We start from the raw sequence: 16417 nt of genomic DNA on the forward strand, positions 1-16417 counted from the left end.
CGGCCCCTCATCGGCCCGCCTGCGTCAGCGCCGCCACCCGGTCCGCCGCACGGTCCACCCGGCGGGACAACCGCACGACCCCCGCGAGCTGCTCGATCGACGCCGGAACGTCCCATTCCTCCTGCCGCAACGAGGCCAGCGTCGTCGCCGGTACGACCACCAGATCGGGCGCTCCCGTCTCCATCGCCCGTACGAGCACGTCCCACGCCGCGTCCCACCGCGCCTTCTCCGGGCGCTTGCGGACCGCCGCCACCACCCCGTCCAACACCGCCTGCCGCAGATCTCCCCGCTCGGGAAGCTCCGCGCCGGCCGGATCGGCGAGGACGCTCTCCGGGTCCGGGAGGTCCATCCGGTCCAGGCCCGCCAGGAGTTCGAGCCCAGGGCCGTCCCCGACCGTGCCCCTGACCAGCAGTGACAGTGCCTCCCGCGAAGCCCCCGCGGCCGTCGCGAACGCGATCAGGCGCAGCGTCATGTCCCAGCTCCGCGGCGACGGCCACGCCCCGCCACGCCGCGTCTCGCTGCTGGGCAGCCGGTGCACGAGTGCGGGCCTGGCCTCCAGCAGTCCGCACACCGCGCGCCGCGCGTACGCCACCGCGTCCGCGAGTTTCCCCGGGTCGAGCTGCGGCAGGCTCGCACGCGGCCACGTTCCGCCGAGTCCCCGTACGACGACGTCATGGTCATGGGTCCAGTACAGGTGCACGAAACGGTTCGCGAGCGGTGGGCTCAGCTCCCAGCCGTCGGCGGCCGAGGCGCGGGGGTTGGCGGCGGCCACGATCCGTACCCCGGGCGGCAACCGCAGCGCGCCGATCCGCCGTTCGAGCACGAGCCGCAGCAGCGCGGCCTGCACGGCGGGCGGCGCGGTCGACAACTCGTCCAGGAACAGCAGCCCCCGCCCCGCCTCCGCGAGCCGCACCGCCCAGTCCGGCGGGGCCATCGGAACGCCCTGCGTGGCGGGGTCGTCACCGATGACCGGCAGCCCGGAGAAGTCCGACGGCTCGTGGACGCTGGCGATGACCGTGGTCAGCGGCAGGCCGAGCGACTCGGCGAGCTGGGTGAGCGCGGCGGTCTTCCCGATGCCGGGCTCTCCCCACAGGAGTACGGGCAGGTCGGCGGCGACCGAGAGCGTCAAGGCCTCCAGTTGGACGTCGGGGCGGGGCTCGGTGGAGGTGGTCCCCAACAGGGCCAACAGGTCGCTCGCCACGTCGAGCTGACCGACAGAAGGGGCAGGTACGGACATACGGCATCACCTTGGGGTACGAGAAGGATCCGCCGGGCGTGCACACGACGGAGCAGAACGGACGATCGGACGGACCGGAAACGGATCGCGCCCAGGGACGGGGCAGGCGGAACGTCGTAAGGAAGGAGCGGGGCCCGCCAAGCGGCGGGACGCGAGCGGGACGACGTCAGCGGCGGCTTCGCGTCCGGCCGGACGGCGTCGGATGCCACTGCCACCCGTGCCAGGAGAGTTCCGTCCAGTCCCGTCCGGGCTCCTCGATCCCGGCGCGGAAGAACCCGTACGCGACCCGTCGCCGCGCCGCCTCGGCCAGCTCTTCCTGGAGCGCACCGCTGCGCAGCGTCGCCGCCGGTCCGAGCAGGCCCTCGACGACCGCGAGCGCGCCGGCCACGTCCCCGTGGTCGAGGCGTTCCCGCACTCCGGAGAGGCAGTGGGGGTTGCGATGTGCCTCGTCGACGACCCGCAGGCAGGGCAGCGGAGTGCCGGTCAGCTCGACCAGCAACTCCTCGCGCCGCAACTCCGCGGGGTCGTGGTCGAGCGGTGCCAGCACCCCGTCGACCAGCCCGATCCGATGCCGGGCCCCACGGCAGTCGACGTACCGGGGCCGCCCGGAACCGGAATCCAACGCCTCCGCGGCGGGCACCCACCGGTAGTCCTGCTGACAGTCCGGTACGAGTACGGGCCCGACCAGCGGATGCAGCTCCCCGGCGCCGATCAGCCCGGCACGCAGCAACGCCAGATCGGGCAGCACCCAGGTCGCCGCGTCGGGCAGCACTGGAAGCCCGGGGTCCAGGGGCCCGGGCTCGGCCCGCAACCCGTCGCCGCCTTCGGCGGTGTCCAGCAGCACCCGACGCCGACGCCCGACCCGCACCTGGACGACACCTTCGCCGCTTTCGGAACTCTCGGCTCCTTGAGTCCCTTCAGTCCCTTGAGTCCCTTCGACGCGCCCCTCCTCGCGCAGCAGGAGCCGCGCCTCCTCGCCCCACCGGTCCACCGCGCACCACTCCCGGTGCGGGAGGTCGGGCAGTTGTCCGGGGTGCGGGCCGGCTCCCGCCCGTACCGCCAGCTCTCCCCCTCTGCGGGCGTCCCACAGATGCCGGTGGAGGTCGAAGCGGAAACGCCGGTCGGGGCGGGCGGCGGTCCGGGTGCCGTCCCAGAGCGCGAGGCCGACCCGCTGGCCGGCGTCCGCCCAGGCGGGCGGTGTCCGGACCACGAGCCACAGCGCCCCGTTGTACCGGGAAAGCGGAATGGTCAGTCCGGGGCGCAGCAGCCCGTCGGGGGCGATCCGGGGAAGGTGCCAGCGCAGCAGGTCCGGCACCAGGCTCCGCAGATCCTCGCGCACCCGTGCCGCGAGGTCCTTGCCGTAGACCCGTCGCACGTCCCGCAGCGAGATGTCGACGTCGACACCCGCGGCCGCGCACGCTCCCGCCCAGTCGCCGACGCGACGGCGTTCGGCAGCGTTCTCGATCATGGACGGCGGCACGGCGTACCTGCGCACGCGCAGCCACATGGAGAGCCGGACGTCCGACGGGCCCGGCGAATTCGCCGGATGCGGCGACTGCACGGGAGATGAGGAAGAGAGAGGAGCCCCGGACCCGGGTCCGGACCCAACAGGAGGGCGGGCGTCCACCGCCGCGTACTCAGTGAGCATCAGCACTCACCTTGCGCGGACGGGGCCCCCATTCGGTTTACCGAAGAAGTAGTCATCGCCGGGAGCATAACCACACCCCGCCGACATCGACCACCCTTTTCTCCGCCCTCCCTGCCCACAACCAATGGTTGTGTGCTCCTAAAATGCACGGCGTGGACATCGAAGCCGTGCGCACCTTCGTCGCCGTCGTGGAGTTCGGGCAGTTCCGGGAGGCGGCGGCCGAGCTGCGCGTGACCCAGCAGGCGGTCTCCAAGCGGGTGGCCGGCCTGGAGCGCGCTCTGGGCGTGACCTTGTTCGTGCGGACGGCGCGCGGGGCGCGGCCCACCCTCGACGGGCAGGCGTTCCTCCCGCACGCCCGGGAGCTGCTGCACACCGTGGAGCGGGCGGCGGCTTCGGTACGTCCCGGCTCACGGGTCCTGCGCGTCGACGTGCTGCACCGGCGCATCGCCCCCGCCCTCGCCCTGCACGGCTTCCGCGCCTCGCACCCCGGCACGGACGTGGACGTGGTCGCGCTCGGGGACGCGGACGCGACGTACGCGATGGAGGCGCTGCTCGCGGGCGACATCGACGTGACCTTCCGTGCCGTGCCCGGGTACGACCTGCCCAGGGGCATCCGGGCCGAACGCGTCCTGCACGATCCGCTGGACCTGCTGGTCGGGCCGCGTCATCAGCTCGCGTCCGTACGGTCGTTGACCCCTGCCGACGTGGCGGGCCACCGCATCTGGGTGCGCGGAGACAAGCGGGGCGCCGAGTGGGCCGCGTACTACGACGGGCTCGGCAAGGCCTTCGGGCTGCGGATCGACGCGGTCGGACCGGACTTCGGAACGGAGGCGCTGATGGACGCGATCGCCGAGTCCGACGCGCTGGCCACGCTGGTCGGCTCGCGGGACCGACACGTCTGGCCGGACACGCACGACCTGCGCAGGATCCCGCTGCACGGGCCGACTCCGCTCTACCCGCACTCGTTCCTGTACCGGACGGGCGACCGGCACCCGGGGCTCACGGCGCTGCTCCAGCACCTCGTCCGGACCCGGCCCGCGCCACCGGCGGACGCGTGGACGCCGAGCTGGGCCCGCTGACACGGCGCGGCACGGACTAGGAGGCAGCCGACGCGAAGGTGTGGGCGTTCTCCCGCGCCCACTGCGCGAACGTACGAGCCGGCCGCCCCAGCAGCGAAGCCGTCGTCTCGGCCACGGCTTCCGGTGTGCCGTCGGCGGCCTCCCACCCCTTGAGCAGTGAGGAGACCATCGGCCCGGGCATGAAGGCGGCCATCTGCCGCTCCTGTTCGGCACGGGAGATCCGCTCGACGGCGATCTCGCGGCCGAGCGCGTCCCCGAGGGCGGCGAGCTGCTGCCGGAAGCTGAGCGACTCGGGCCCGGTGAGGGTGATCGAACGGCCGGTGAGGGAGTCACCGGTGAGCGCCGCCACCGCGACATCGGCGACGTCGTCCGGGTGGATGAACGCGAACTCGGCGTCCGGGAAGGCGAGCTGGACCGGCAGCGACTGGCCGATGGTGCGCGCCCAGCCGCGTGCATTGCTGTCGAAGGCGCCCGGCCGCAGGAAGGTGCAGGCGAGTTCCGAGTCCGCGAGAGCGCGCTCGACCTGGAGGTGGTGGAGGGCGAGCGGTTCGTTCTCGGCGCCCGGCGCGAGCACCGAGGAGGACGACAGCAGTACGACGTGCTCGACCCCGGCGGCGACGGCCGCCTTGATCAGCTCGTCGATGCCTGCGGGGTTCGGATAGAGGAAGACCTGCCGGACGCCGTCGAGCGCGGCGCCGAAGGTCTCCGGCCGGTCGAGCACCACTTCCACGGTGTCGACCCCGTCGGGAACGGACAGTTCGGCGGGGCGGGCACTGGCGGCACGGACGGGAAGACCGGCGGCGTGCAGCCGGTCGACGACGGCGCGGCCGATCTGGCCGCGAGCGCCGGTGATGAGGATGGTCACGAAGAACTCCATTGCTTGTTTTCCAACATATGCATGCTCACATGCACACGTTTTTACGTCAACACATGTCTGTGCGAACTCATCCTCTGTACGATGTCGGCCATGACGAAGCGCGCACCGGAATCGGCCGACGACCTGCTCAACGCCGCAGGTCCAGCCCTCGGCAAGTTGCGCCGGTCCTCCCTCCTGGACGTGGAGAACCCCATCTCCGCCAAGGACCTGAGCCGCACGCTGGTGCTCAACATCGTGCTGGAGGCGGAGCAGGAAGAGCCCGAGGAGCCGCGCGAGATCACCGTCGGCGGCATCGCCGCCCATCTCGGCACGGACCCGTCCGTCGCCAGCCGGATGGTCTCGGACTGCATCGCGGCGGGCTACCTGGTCCGCGCCGCCTCCCAGCAGGACGGCCGCCGCACGGTCCTGCACCTCAACGAGGCGGGCCGCGACCTGATGACACGCTTCCGCCGCCACCAGCGCTCCGCCTTCGAGGCCATCACCGCGGACTGGCCGACATCCGAACGCCTCGAATTCGCCCGCCTCCTGCTGAAGTACGTGACCTCCCAGGACGCCCTGCGCCCCACCCGCTGACGAGGGCCCACTCCTCATGCCCCACTGACGACGCCCCGCCCCTACGGCTTGCGCCACACCAGCGTGTACCGCCTCACCCAGGGATCCCATCGTCCCAGCCGGACCGTCCTGCACCGCCCGGCGAACATGGGCGTATGCAGCAACGCGACGCCGAGCACCCGCCGGCCCCCCTTCTCGACCGCGCCCGTGCCTTGTGGACCGAACTCGCGGGCGTGCCCGTGCGGTTCGGTTCCACCGGCGACGACCGGGTCGTGGTCGCGCCCGCGTCCCGGTGGTGTCCGCCGTCCTGGTGCGGTTTTGTACGACTGGGCGACGCGGCCCTGGTGACCACACCGGACCGGAGGACTGCCGTCCGCGTGGCCGGGGCGACCCGGGGCCTGCCGGCCGAGGCGCTCCTCGACCCGGCGCGTATCCCCCTGCCCGTCCGCGAAGTCCTCGGCCCCGTCTCGCTGTTCTACGCGGACCGGAGCACCTTCCTCCCCACCCATGAGCACGCGGAAGCAGAGAAGCGCCCTGCCTCCGCCCTGGACGGGCTCCTCGCCCGGGTCGATCCGGCGGACGCCGACGAGAGCGCGCTGGCGGACATCGACTCACCGGCCTTCTGCCTCAGCACGAACGGCGAGGTCGTGGCGGCGGCGGGTTATCAGGTCTGGCCGGCACGCACCGCGCACCTGAGCGTGCTGGTCGCGTCCGGCTTCCGGGGGCGGGGCCTGGCCCGTGCGGTGGCTTCGGCAGCCGTGGCCCACGCCCTGGGCGAGGGACTGCTGGCGCAGTGGAGGGCCGGGTCGCTGCCTTCGCAGCGAGTGGCGCGGGCCCTGGGTTTCCGGGAGTCGGGGGCGCAGGTCAGCATGCGGCTGTGGAGGGATCCGGCGGAGCAGTAGCCCGCGACCCCCGTGCCGTACGACCGTGGGAGTCTCCGCACACGACCCCGGTTCCGGGTCCGGCGTCGCCCCGCTCACCCCATCCGCATCTCCAGCACCTGGCCCGGCCACTCCCCCACCATGAACGGGTCGGTGCGGACGAATCCGTTCCGCTCGTAGTACGCGACCAGCTCGCCTCCGCCGCCCGCCCAGCAGTCCACCCGGAGCAGGTCCACTTCGGCCTTCCGGGTCAGCTCCACCGCGTGGGCCAGCAGCACCGAGCCCACGCCCTGGCCGGTCCGCTGCCGGTCGGTGATCAGCAGCCGGACGTACCGCTCGGGTTCGGTGACCCGGGGGATCGTCTCGTGGCCGGGGCCGGTGGCGAGCACCACCGCGCCGGCCAACTCGCCGTCCGTCTCGGCGACGTACGCCTCCTGCTCGGTCATGTACCCCTCGATCCGCTGCACGCCGCCGGGTTTCTGCGAGTACGGGGTGGTGCCCCACTGCTGGGTGTTGCCGCGTGCGTTCATCCAGGCCACGGCACCGTCGAGCAGGTCGAGGACGGCGGGCGCGTCATCGATGCCGCCGGGGCGTATGCGAACAGCGGGGCTCGTGTGTGTCATGGCGGAAGCCTAGGGACCGGTGGCGCGCCGGTAAACCGTTGGCCGGTCCCCGCCGGGAGTCCCTACGATGCCGCCCATGAGCCATGGGAAGACCTCGTACGTCTGCCTCGCCTGCCGGGTCTCGTACAAGCAGCCGTACGAGGGGAGGTACGAGCGGCAGCGGATCTGTCCGTGCTGCACCGAGCCGTTGATCCACGCCGGGTCGGCCTTCGCCGCACCCAGGCGACGGGACGTCAACGCCTGGCGGACGCTCGGCGTGCTGCTCAACGCCGGGGTCGGATTCCACAAGAGCTGCTGCGGCGGCCCCGGCTTCCGGCCCCGCACCGTACGCGAAGTGCGCGAGCGCCTCACCGTGGGCCGCCGCACGGGCACGCCGGACGCCCGCGCACTCACCTGGCAGAACATGCCGTAAGGGGAGGAGCCGGACCGGCCCCTCCCCTGGTGCGCGGGCGGTTACTGCTTGCCCGCCCCCGCCTCCAGCGGCCGCACCCTGAGCAGCGCCCGGGTCGGGAACGCCGTCGCGGCCACCGTGAGCAGGACCGCCCCCGCCGCCAGCGGCACGGCCACCGCCAACGGGATGTGCGGGCCCGACCCCGTGATGCCCCGGGCGATCGGCAGCAGCGTGATCCAGGCGATGGCGGATCCGAGGATCAGCCCGGTCCCGGCGACCAGCAGCGCTTCCCAGCGCATCATGCCCCTGACCTGGCGGCGCGTCGTGCCGGAGAGCCGCAGCAGACCGACCTCGCGACGGCGCTCCAGGACCGTCATCACGAGGGTGTTGACGGCGGCGATGGCGGCGAATCCGCCCAGGACGGCAGCCATCACGGTGTTCGCCCACGCGCCGAGTTCCTGGGCGATGTCCGCCTGGACGCCGTACCCTGCGGCGTCGGCGACCGACGCGGCGGGGACGAGCCGCTGCAAGTCCTTCGTGAGGGCGACCTGCTCGGCCCCGGGCTTCGCCGCGACGAGGACCTGCGAGTCGTACGGGGCGGTCACATGCGTCGCCACATCGGCACGCGGCATCAGCACCTGCCCGACTCCCAGGCCCCTGCTGTACGTCGCCACCACCTTCGGCGTCACCTTCGTCCCGTCGCCGAGCCGCAGCGGAACGCGGTCACCGGTGCGCACGCCGAGGTTCTCGGCGAGCTTGCCGTCCAGCGCGACGGTGCCCTTGGCCAGGGCGGCGAAGGAACCGTTCTCCAGCCCCAGGTCGAGAACCTTGGGCAGGTCGCCGGGGTTGCCGGAGACGCCGAGGGCGGTGGCCGTCACCAGGTTCTGCAAGGACTCGTAGACCACTCCGGTACGGAGGATTCCGGTGGCGCTCTCGACGCCCGGCAGCGCGGCGGCGTGACCGGCGGTCGCGGCCGGAAGCCCGGAGGGCGACGTCAGGACGCGGTCGGCGACGACGGCCGAGGAGACGTTGCGCGCGGAGGCCTCGCGGATGCTGCTCTGCATGAAGACGAGGGTTCCGCAGAAGGCGATCACCATCACGATGGGCGTGATCGCGGACGCCAGACGCCGCGCATTGGCCCGGGTGTTGTCCGCGGACAACGATCCGGCCGCCCCCAACGCACCTGATTTGAGGGGAAAAGCGAGGAATCCGGTGCCGATTTGTGCGATCATCGGGCCGAGCAGCGCCACTCCGACCAGGAAGCACATGACGACGCCGAGCGCGGTCGTCGCCGCCGCGTCCCCGCCGAGCTGGGAGGCGACGGCAGCCATCGCCGCCCCCGCCGCACAGAAGCCGATGCCGAAGCCGACCCGTGTCCTGCCCAGCGTCGCGGAGGGCACGGCCGCCTGACCGAGCGCGAGTCCCGGCCGCAGGTTCGACGGCTTGCTGGCGGCGAGCCGCCCGGCACCGAGCGCCGCGAGCACGCTGATCAGCACCGCCGCGACGACCGGCAGCACTCCCGTCTCCAGGGAGATCTGCGGAGGAACCGCGCCTCGCTCCACCAGTTCGCCGAACCACCAGTGCGCCAGGCCGTAACCGGGGACCGCCCCCAGGAGTCCGGCCGCCGGGGCCAGCATCATCGCTTCGGTCGCGATGGTCCGCCGGATCTGCTTCGGGGTCGCTCCGATCGCCCTGAGCAGGGCGAACTCGCGGGCGCGCTGATTCGTGGCGAGGGCGAGGGTGCCCATGATGACGAAGACGGCGGTCATGGCGGCGATCCCGCCGAAGGAGGCGCCGAGGCCCAGCAGATACGTCTTGCCGGCCGCCAGGGCCGGGAGTTCGGCACCACCCCGGTCCTTGCCGGTCAGCACCTGCGCCGAGTCCCCGACCACCTTTCCGACCTGCGCGGCGAGCGCGTCGGGGGTCGTCCCCTCCTTCGGGGTGACGAGGATCGCGTCGGCCTTTCCGGGGTGGCCGGAGAGCCGGTCGGCGGTCCGCGCGGCGAACCAGGCCTGCGTACCGAGCGGGGAGGGGGCGGCGAGTCCGGAGACGGTGTAGGTCCCCGCGCCGCCGGGCGCGGTGATGCGGACGCGGTCGCCGGTCTTCAGCCCGGCGGTCGCCGCCGCCTGCCGGTCCAGGACGACCTCACGAGCGGCGGGCGCGCGCCCCGAAGCGAGGGGGCCCGCGGCGGCGATGCTCCCACCGGTCAGCGCCCGGACGCCCTGCTCCTGCGCGGACGAGGGCTTCCGCGCGGAAGAGTGCTGCTGCACGGGGAAGGGCGCGTCCGGCACCGCCGAGGCGACGCCGGGGCGGGCGGCGATCCGTGCCGCCAGCCCGGCGTCCACCCGGCCCCGTTCGGGCAGCGGGACCGAGATGTCCTGCTCGTCCTCGCCGCCCCGGCCCACGGTCAGGGTGGTGTACGGGTCGGCCGCGACGACGACGGGAGCGTGCGCGTACCGCACCGGATCGACCTTCGCGAGGAGGCCGGTCTGGAGGAGGGCGCCGCAGCCCGCGATGACGGCGGCGCCGAGGAGGAGGGCGACGAAACTGCCCACGAAGGAGGCCGGGCGGAAGCGGACCGCCGCCCGGGCGAGGCCGTTGCTCACGCCGCTGCCCCCGCGAAGGAGACGGGACGGAAGGCGGCGAGGTCGGCCATGCGCGCGGCCACCGACTGCGGGTCGGGGCGGTGGAGTTCGCCCGCGAACGCGCCGTCGGCGAGGAAGAGCACGCGGTCGGCGTGCGAGGCGGCGACCGGGTCGTGGGTGACCATGACGACGGTCGCGCCCATGGAGTCGACGGCCCGGCGCAGCAGTCCCAGCACCTCCTGCGCGGCCTGGGTGTCGAGCGCGCCGGTCGGTTCGTCGGCGAAGACCACCTCGGGGCGGGTGATCAGTGCGCGGGCGATGGCGACGCGCTGCTGCTGGCCGCCGGAGAGCTGGCCGGGACGGCGGTCGCCGTGCGCGGGCAGGCCGACCTCGGTGAGGAGCTGCTGCGCGAGCCGGTGGTCCTGCTTGACGCCCGCGAGGCGCTGCGGCAGCAGGACGTTCTGGGCGACGGTCAGCGAGGGCAGCAGGTTGAAGGACTGGAAGACGAAGCCGATGCGGGAGCGGCGGAGTTCGGTGAGCCGGTCCTCGCGCAGGCCGGAGATGGACTCACCGCCCAGCAGCACGTCCCCGGAGCTGGGCCGGTCGAGGCCCGCCGCGCACTGGAGGAAGGTCGACTTCCCGGAACCGGAGGGGCCCATCACCGCGGTGAAACCGCCGCGCGGCAGGGCCAGGTCGATGCCGCGCAGGGCGTGCACGGTGGCGGAGCCGCGCCCGTACGTACGGACGACGGAACGCAGCTCGACGGCGGCGGGCACGGGCTGGTGGGAAGAGGCCGGGTACGCCGGTGCCTCGCTCCTGGGGCGCTTCGTACGCGTCTCGGTGTGCGTGCGGTGTCGACGCAAGGCCATGACGTCCCTTTCTGCACGGTTCGCTCGCGAAGCGCCGAAGCCGTGGGTGGTGTGGTGCTGTTGGTGCGTGATGCCTCCACCGTAGAAATTCGGGGGCCCGGAAGAAATGGGGCCAACCAGGCTCTGTGGGGTGGTGCTAGCCCCCCGTGGGTGCGGGGTTCAAGCCCTCGGTTCCCACTTTTGAGGAAAGAAAGGCAAAGCCTTGCGAGGACGCGGACAGACAGCAAAACCGCAGGTCAGACGGGTAACAGCAAAGCGTTAGCGGAACGTAAGCGGAACGACAGGGCGGGGGCTGAGGCTGAAGGCGGAGCAGGTGCTTGCACCGTGCACCAACCAATTCGCCACACCGCGGACCGACCAGTCCGCCGCATCTCAGGGGGAGCCCCACATGCGTACGTCCACCCGTCGCCCCGCAGTTCTCGCCGCCGCCGCGATCGCCGCTCTGAGCCTCTCGCTCACCGCCTGCGGCGGTGACGACAAGGCCGCCGGCAGCGCCGCCTCGCCGTCCTCCGCCTCGGAGCAGTCCTCCCCCGGCGCGTCCTCCCCCGGCGCGTCCTCGGCCGGCAAGGGCCAGACCGACGGCCAGGGTCAGGGCCAGGGCAAGGACGACGCGGCCCCGGGCAGCACGACCGGCTCCGGCGCGCCCGGCTCCTCCGCCACCCAGACCGGCTCGAAGAAGCCCGGCAAGGGCAAGGTTCCCGCCTGCACCGTCGACGACGTGAAGATGTCCGCCACGACGAACGCCGAGCCGCCCTTCAGCTACCTCGAACTGACCGCGAAGAACACCTCCGGCCGCACGTGCCAGTTGGTCGCCTACCCGCAGGTCACCTTCGGCGACTTCCACACCGCCAAGGTCATCCCGGCCGTCGCCAAGAGCAAGCCGGCGGCTCCGGTCGTGCTGGAGCCGGGCGCGCCCGCCTACGCCAAGATCAAGATCAACTACGGCGGGGTGGACGAGGCGGGCGTCGAGCGCAAGGAGTTCAACGTGCAGGTCTTCGCCGCGGGCGGCGGAGCCCAGGAGGGCGCCGAGATCGTCACCGTGCCGCGCGCCTTCCACGTCGACGAGAAGAACGCCAAGACCGGCTACTGGACGCACGAGTTCCGCAACGGCGCCGACGACTTCTAGCCACCCCCGGGCGCGACGCCGACGGCCTCTTCGTCGCGCGAGCGCCCTCCCCCGAACAGCCGCCCCGTCGGAATCCCCCATCCCGACGGGGCGGCTCCCTTTCTCCCGCCCACGCGGTCGCCGCTCCCGGCCTCCTCGATGACGCCCGTGCCCCGGAAAAAGCCACCGGAAGATCACTTGCTGACGGGTCATGACATCCTGGGACGTCACGACCCGCCGAAGGGGATCGGCGGGCGTCCGGGAGCTCTGAGGCTCCTGGGGGCTTTGGGGTTACGGGGAACATCGATGAGGCTCTGCTTCCTGGTGGAAGAGCACTACCGGCACGACGGCATGCCCCGTGAGGTGATCGGCCGGCTGACCTCCTGGGGCCACCGGGTGGACGTGGTGCGGCCGGGCGGCTCCCTGCTGGAGATGGGCGAGGCGGTACGCGCGGGGGTCCACGACGCCTGGGTCCTGAAGACCGTCTCCGGCGGACCCGGGCTCACCCTCCTGGAGGCCGCCGCCGAGGCCGGGCTCACCACCGTCAACGACGCCCGCGCGATACGCCGCGTGCGCGACAAGGCCCTGGCCGCGGCGATCGGCCGCAGCCACGGCTTGCCCCTCCCGCCGACCTACGCGGCGGCCTCCCCGGAACTCCTCGCCGCGATCCCCGAATCCGCGTACCCGCTGGTCGTCAAGCCTGCCGACGGCAGCGCGGGCCGCTCGGTCCACCTCGTTCCCACGCCCGGTCGGCTCGCCGCCCTGCTCCCCGAACTCGCCGGCGAGGGCATGCTGATCGCCCAGCCGTACGTGCCCAACGCGGGCGTCGACCTCAAGGTCTACAGCGTCGGCGGCGAGCTGTACGCGACCGAACGCCGCTCACCGCTCCATCCCGACCACCCGGCGCGCGAACGCCGCGTGGCGCTCCCGGCCGAGGTCGCGCGGACCGTCGTACGGGTCGGAGAGGTGTACGGACTCGATCTGTACGGAGTGGACGTGCTGCTGGGCCCGGACGGGCCGGTGGTCGTGGACGTGAACGACTTCCCCAGCTTCCGCCGGGTTCCGGACGCGGCGGGGCAGGTGGCGCGGGCGGTGCTGGAACTCGCCCGGCGGGGACCGGTGTCGCCGGTGCCCGGCGACACCGGGGTTCCGAGACTTCAGTCCCTTCAGTCCCTTTCGGGCGCGAATCGACATATTTCAGGCGCGGAAAAGGTCGTTTCCGGCCCCGAACGGCTTCATTCGGCCCGCCCCGGACAGACTCGGTCCCTCCCCGGCGCCTCCCGGTCCCTTTCCGGCAGCACGCAGTCCCCGGGCGCCGCCCAGCCCCTCCCCGACATCCCCCGGTCCCTCCCCGGCGCCGGCCAGTCCCTCCCGGACCCTGGCGAGTCCCTGGCGCGATCCGCATCCCTCGGCGTGCCCGTGCCCGTACCCGTGCCCGTACCCGTACCCGTGCCGGCCGTCGCGGGTGAGGGCGCATGAGGGTCGGTCTGATCACCCCCCGGCCGGACCATCCGCTCCTGGCCGCGACCGCCGTGCTGCTCACCGACGCCGGTCACCAGGTGCTCGTACACGATCCGTCGTCGGCACACACGGAATCGGAACAACCGGACACCGGGCCGGTGGCGGACGTCTACCTCCTCAAGGCCCGGACGCCGCGCGCACTCGCCCTCGCCCGTGTGCTGGAGCGGCGCGGTGCGCGCGTGCTGAATTCCGCCGCCTCCACCACGCTCCTCCAGGACCGTGCGGTCATGGCGGACGTGGCCCGGAGTGCCGGACTCCCCTTCGCCCGCACCACCGCCTTCGCCACGCTCACCGAACTCGCGGCGGGCCCCGCGCCCGCCGGGCCCGTGGTGGTCAAGAGCCGTCACAGCCGCAAGGACGACCTCGTCGTACGCGTCGACAACCCGGCTGAACTGCGACGACTCGCCGAACAGCACCCGCACGAGCCCGTCGTGGTGCAGGAGTTCGTCCCCAACGACGGCTGGGACGAGAAGCTGTGGGCGGTCGGCCGACAGGTCTTCGCCGCACGCCGCCGCTCCGAACTGGCCCGCGAGGACCTCGGCTCGCCGCCTCCGCCCCTCGACCGCACGGACCTGGTGCGCCGGGTGGGCGAGGTGTTCGCGCTCCAGGTGTACGGGGTCGATGTCGTCGGCGCGCGGGAGGGCACCCCGCTGATCGTGGACATCAACGCCTTCCCCGGCGTCCGGGGGCAGGCGGGAGCCCCCGAGGCACTGGCGGCGCTGGTGCTCGACGCCTGCGGGAAGGCCCCGGCTACCCTTCCCGCATACCGACCACGAGCCCAGCCGACGACGCCCGACTCGCCCTGACGGCCGCCCAGTCGGGGGCCGCGGTGGTCCGGGAGCTGTACGGCGCCCCGCTGGCCCGGGTCGAGAAGTCCGCCGGGGACTTCGCCACCGAGGCGGACCTCGCGGCGGAGCGCACCATGCTGGACCTGTTGCGCGCCGCTCGTCCCGAGGACGCCGTGACGGGTGAGGAGAGCGGGGCCACGGGGGCGGCCGGCACACGACGCCGCTGGTTGGTCGATCCGCTGTGCGGCACCCTGAACTACGCCGTGCGGAACATGCTGGTCGGCGTGAACGTCGCCCTGCGCGAGACCGGGTCGGGCATCACGGCGGCAGCGACGGCCGACCCGTTCCACGACGAGGTGTTCTGGACGGACGGCACCCGGGCCCTGCTCCGCAGAAACGGTTCGGACACCGTCCTCCGACCGTCCCCCGACTCCCGCCTGGTCGACCTGAACCTGGACCCGCCGTTCCCCGCCTTCCCGCCCGCCCGTCTGCTCACCGCCCCCGGATTCGCCGCGCGCTTCCGTCCACGGGTGGTCTCCACCTCCCTGGCACTGGCCTGGGTGGCGGCCGGCCGGCGCGCCGCGTACGTCACCGACGGCGGCGATCTGCGCGAAAGCGTGCACTTCGCGGCGGGGATCGCCCTGTGCGAGGCGGCGGGGTGCACGGTGACGGGCCTCGACGGCCTGCCGCCGGCGGCGAGCGCGGGGGGCCTGGTGGCGGCGGCGGACGCCCGGACGCATGCGGTACTGATGCGGCTGATCGAAGAGCAACGCCACGTGCCCAGCAGCGGCCCCGGCCTGCCCCGAACGGAGTGACTCCGGACGGCCGACGGTCCGGCGTCGCGCAGGATGTTCCTCATGCACCGCTTCGAGTTCCTCAGCCACTCCGCGAGCAGAGAAGCCCCCGAGTACGTCCTGTGCGGCTTCCGCATCGACGGCGTCGACCTGCGTACGTACGTCATCGAGGCCACCCGCGAACACTGGCACCGCGAGCACGAGGCCGACGGCCTGGACCCGGCCGAACGGGAACGGTCCCTGCTCGCGCAGCACCGGGGACTGCCACTCAGCCGACTCGAGGACCCCGTACGGCACTTCCTCGGCGAGCCGGCCGGGGACTTCTCCCGTGCGGCCGTGGCGGAACTGATCGGTGACTCCACCGGCCTGCCGCCCGGAACCACCCCGCTGCTCGGCTGCTCGTGCAGCGTCTGGGAGTGCTGGCACCTGCTGGGCACCGTCACCCTCGCCCCGCAGACCGTCACCTGGTCCGGCCTCCGCGAGGGGCGCCGACCGGAATGGGGCGACCTCGCCATCGGCCCGTTCGTCTTCGACCGGCCCTCCTACGAGCACGCGCTCGCGCACCCGGTCCGCCTCATGGACGACCCGTCGGCCCACCTGTACGAGTGACCGCCGCCCCCTCTCGGCACACGTCCGCCAACTCCTCCAGCAACCGTCGCTTCGGGCGCGCGCCCACCATCGACTTCACCGGTTCACCGCCGCGGAAGAGCATCAGCGTCGGCATCGACAGCACCCCGTAGGCCACAGCCGTCTGCGGGTTGGCGTCGACATCGATCTGCACGACCTTCAGCCGGCCGCATTCCTCGTCCGCGATCGCACGCAGCACCGGAGCCAACTGGCGGCACGGCCCGCACCAGTCGGCGGTGAATTCCACCAGTACCGGAAGCTCCGCCTCCAGCACCTCGTGCCCGAAGGTCGCGTCCGTGACCTCGTCCACCCCTGCTGCCTTGATCATCCCGATCCCCTTCTCGACGCACTTCTTCTCGGTGCTCTTCTTCTCGGCGCTCTTCTTCGGCGTTCTTCGCGTCAGCCCGGTTCGTCCTGCCCCGCCCGGCCCAGCTCGCAGAGCGGCTCGGGACCTCGCGGAAGTTCCGCCTCCGCCCGGACGAGCTGGGCGCCGACCTGTTCCCGCACCGCCTGCAACTCCCCGATCAGCACATCGAGTTCCGCCAGCTTGCGCCGGTAGACGTCGAGCGAGGCCGGGCAGGAGTCTCCCGCCGGGTGCCCTGCCTGCAGGCACTCCACGAACGGACGGGTCTCCTCCAACCCGAATCCGACGTCCTGCAAGGTACGGATCTGCTCCACCAGCCGCAGGTCGTCGTCCCCGTACACGCGGTACCCGTTGACCGAGCGGCGGGGGGGGGGGCGGCCCCCCCCCCCCCCCGGGGCCCCCCGGGGGGGGGGGGGCCCCCCCCCCCCCCCCCCCGCGCCCCCCCCCCCCCGGGCGACCCCCCAACTATGGCCCCG

At 72.9% G+C, this 16417-nt stretch carries 15 protein-coding genes and 2 pseudogenes; 9 read left to right on the forward strand and 8 right to left on the reverse strand.

Going from position 1 to position 16417, the window contains the following annotated elements; all coding sequences use genetic code 11:
- Window positions 1–7 precede the first annotated feature (7 nt).
- Window positions 8–1237: an AAA family ATPase gene (locus ACIP93_RS35875; RefSeq protein ID WP_401766287.1), complete on the reverse strand. Its 1230-nt coding sequence runs from the start codon at window positions 1235–1237 to the stop codon at window positions 8–10.
- A gap of 166 nt (window positions 1238–1403) precedes the next feature.
- Complete coding sequence (locus ACIP93_RS35880; RefSeq protein WP_401766332.1) at window positions 1404–2744, reverse strand: hypothetical protein; 1341 nt, start codon at window positions 2742–2744, stop codon at window positions 1404–1406.
- Between the two features lie 293 nt (window positions 2745–3037).
- On the opposite strand from ACIP93_RS35880, the gene ACIP93_RS35885 reads away from it, so the two are divergent.
- A complete protein-coding gene (locus ACIP93_RS35885) occupies window positions 3038–3964 on the forward strand; it encodes a LysR family transcriptional regulator (RefSeq protein ID WP_401766290.1) in 927 nt (308 codons plus the stop codon).
- Between the two features lie 16 nt (window positions 3965–3980).
- Here the strand turns inward: ACIP93_RS35885 and ACIP93_RS35890 are convergent, their stop codons facing one another.
- The gene (locus ACIP93_RS35890; protein ID WP_401766293.1) at window positions 3981–4829 is read right to left on the reverse strand and encodes an NAD(P)H-binding protein; all 849 of its coding nucleotides are present in this window, start codon (window positions 4827–4829) and stop codon (window positions 3981–3983) included.
- Window positions 4830–4931: 102 nt separating this feature from the next.
- Here ACIP93_RS35890 and ACIP93_RS35895 point away from each other — a divergent pair, with 102 nt between their 5' ends.
- Complete coding sequence (locus ACIP93_RS35895) at window positions 4932–5414, forward strand: MarR family winged helix-turn-helix transcriptional regulator (protein WP_401766296.1); 483 nt, start codon at window positions 4932–4934, stop codon at window positions 5412–5414.
- 134 nt (window positions 5415–5548) lie between these two features.
- Window positions 5549–6295, forward strand: a complete 747-nt coding sequence (locus ACIP93_RS35900) for a GNAT family N-acetyltransferase (protein WP_401766299.1) — start codon at window positions 5549–5551, stop codon at window positions 6293–6295.
- Window positions 6296–6369: 74 nt separating this feature from the next.
- Here the strand turns inward: ACIP93_RS35900 and ACIP93_RS35905 are convergent, their stop codons facing one another.
- Entirely contained in the window at window positions 6370–6897 is a 528-nt protein-coding gene (locus ACIP93_RS35905; protein WP_345227598.1) for a GNAT family N-acetyltransferase, read from the reverse strand.
- A gap of 76 nt (window positions 6898–6973) precedes the next feature.
- Between ACIP93_RS35905 and ACIP93_RS35910 the strand changes: the two genes are divergently transcribed.
- A complete protein-coding gene (locus ACIP93_RS35910; protein ID WP_401766302.1) occupies window positions 6974–7309 on the forward strand; it encodes a deoxyxylulose-5-phosphate synthase in 336 nt (111 codons plus the stop codon).
- A 41-nt stretch (window positions 7310–7350) separates the two neighbouring features.
- Here the strand turns inward: ACIP93_RS35910 and ACIP93_RS35915 are convergent, their stop codons facing one another.
- The gene (locus ACIP93_RS35915) at window positions 7351–9894 is read right to left on the reverse strand and encodes an FtsX-like permease family protein (RefSeq protein ID WP_401766304.1); all 2544 of its coding nucleotides are present in this window, start codon (window positions 9892–9894) and stop codon (window positions 7351–7353) included.
- Window positions 9891–10742, reverse strand: coding sequence for an ABC transporter ATP-binding protein (locus ACIP93_RS35920; protein ID WP_401766307.1), 852 nt, complete (start codon window positions 10740–10742; stop codon window positions 9891–9893). Before ACIP93_RS35920 ends, ACIP93_RS35915 begins: the two co-directional genes overlap by 4 nt.
- A gap of 388 nt (window positions 10743–11130) precedes the next feature.
- Here ACIP93_RS35920 and ACIP93_RS35925 point away from each other — a divergent pair, with 388 nt between their 5' ends.
- From ACIP93_RS35925 to ACIP93_RS35945, 5 genes and pseudogenes are all read left to right on the forward strand, one after another.
- Complete coding sequence (locus tag ACIP93_RS35925) at window positions 11131–11868, forward strand: DUF4232 domain-containing protein (RefSeq protein WP_401766309.1); 738 nt, start codon at window positions 11131–11133, stop codon at window positions 11866–11868.
- 285 nt (window positions 11869–12153) lie between these two features.
- Window positions 12154–12993, forward strand: a pseudogene (locus ACIP93_RS35930) (RimK family alpha-L-glutamate ligase); the annotation flags it as partial.
- A gap of 329 nt (window positions 12994–13322) precedes the next feature.
- The gene (locus tag ACIP93_RS35935) at window positions 13323–14174 is read left to right on the forward strand and encodes a RimK family alpha-L-glutamate ligase (protein WP_401766312.1); all 852 of its coding nucleotides are present in this window, start codon (window positions 13323–13325) and stop codon (window positions 14172–14174) included.
- Window positions 14132–14971: an inositol monophosphatase family protein gene (locus ACIP93_RS35940; protein WP_401766335.1), complete on the forward strand. Its 840-nt coding sequence runs from the start codon at window positions 14132–14134 to the stop codon at window positions 14969–14971. Before ACIP93_RS35935 ends, ACIP93_RS35940 begins: the two co-directional genes overlap by 43 nt.
- A gap of 42 nt (window positions 14972–15013) precedes the next feature.
- A complete protein-coding gene (locus ACIP93_RS35945) occupies window positions 15014–15559 on the forward strand; it encodes a hypothetical protein (RefSeq protein WP_401766314.1) in 546 nt (181 codons plus the stop codon).
- On the opposite strand, the gene trxA is transcribed toward ACIP93_RS35945, so the two are convergent.
- Window positions 15525–15905: a thioredoxin gene (trxA, locus tag ACIP93_RS35950; protein ID WP_401766316.1), complete on the reverse strand. Its 381-nt coding sequence runs from the start codon at window positions 15903–15905 to the stop codon at window positions 15525–15527. The two genes, ACIP93_RS35945 and trxA, sit on opposite strands and share 35 nt — an antisense overlap.
- A gap of 71 nt (window positions 15906–15976) precedes the next feature.
- Window positions 15977–16321: pseudogene (locus ACIP93_RS35955) on the reverse strand (MerR family DNA-binding protein); the annotation flags it as partial.
- Window positions 16322–16417 lie beyond the last annotated feature (96 nt).

The organism is Streptomyces sp. NPDC088745 (genome assembly GCF_044751045.1).
Taxonomy (GTDB): domain Bacteria; phylum Actinomycetota; class Actinomycetes; order Streptomycetales; family Streptomycetaceae; genus Streptomyces; species Streptomyces cremeus.

Bases quoted from the DNA above. Each gene is read 5' to 3' on its own strand.
- ACIP93_RS35875 (WP_401766287.1), bottom strand. From the start codon at position 1,237: ATGTCCGTACCTGCCCCTTCTGTCGGTCAGCTCGACGTGGCGAGCGAC.
- ACIP93_RS35880 (WP_401766332.1), bottom strand. From the start codon at position 2,744: ATGTGGCTGCGCGTGCGCAGGTACGCCGTGCCGCCGTCCATGATCGAG.
- ACIP93_RS35895 (WP_401766296.1), top strand. From the start codon at position 4,932: ATGACGAAGCGCGCACCGGAATCGGCCGACGACCTGCTCAACGCCGCA.
- ACIP93_RS35905 (WP_345227598.1), bottom strand. From the start codon at position 6,897: ATGACACACACGAGCCCCGCTGTTCGCATACGCCCCGGCGGCATCGAT.
- ACIP93_RS35910 (WP_401766302.1), top strand. From the start codon at position 6,974: ATGAGCCATGGGAAGACCTCGTACGTCTGCCTCGCCTGCCGGGTCTCG.
- ACIP93_RS35935 (WP_401766312.1), top strand. From the start codon at position 13,323: ATGAGGGTCGGTCTGATCACCCCCCGGCCGGACCATCCGCTCCTGGCC.
- ACIP93_RS35925 (WP_401766309.1), top strand. From the start codon at position 11,131: ATGCGTACGTCCACCCGTCGCCCCGCAGTTCTCGCCGCCGCCGCGATC.
- ACIP93_RS35900 (WP_401766299.1), top strand. From the start codon at position 5,549: ATGCAGCAACGCGACGCCGAGCACCCGCCGGCCCCCCTTCTCGACCGC.
- trxA (WP_401766316.1), bottom strand. From the start codon at position 15,905: ATGATCAAGGCAGCAGGGGTGGACGAGGTCACGGACGCGACCTTCGGG.
- ACIP93_RS35920 (WP_401766307.1), bottom strand. From the start codon at position 10,742: ATGGCCTTGCGTCGACACCGCACGCACACCGAGACGCGTACGAAGCGC.
- ACIP93_RS35945 (WP_401766314.1), top strand. From the start codon at position 15,014: ATGCACCGCTTCGAGTTCCTCAGCCACTCCGCGAGCAGAGAAGCCCCC.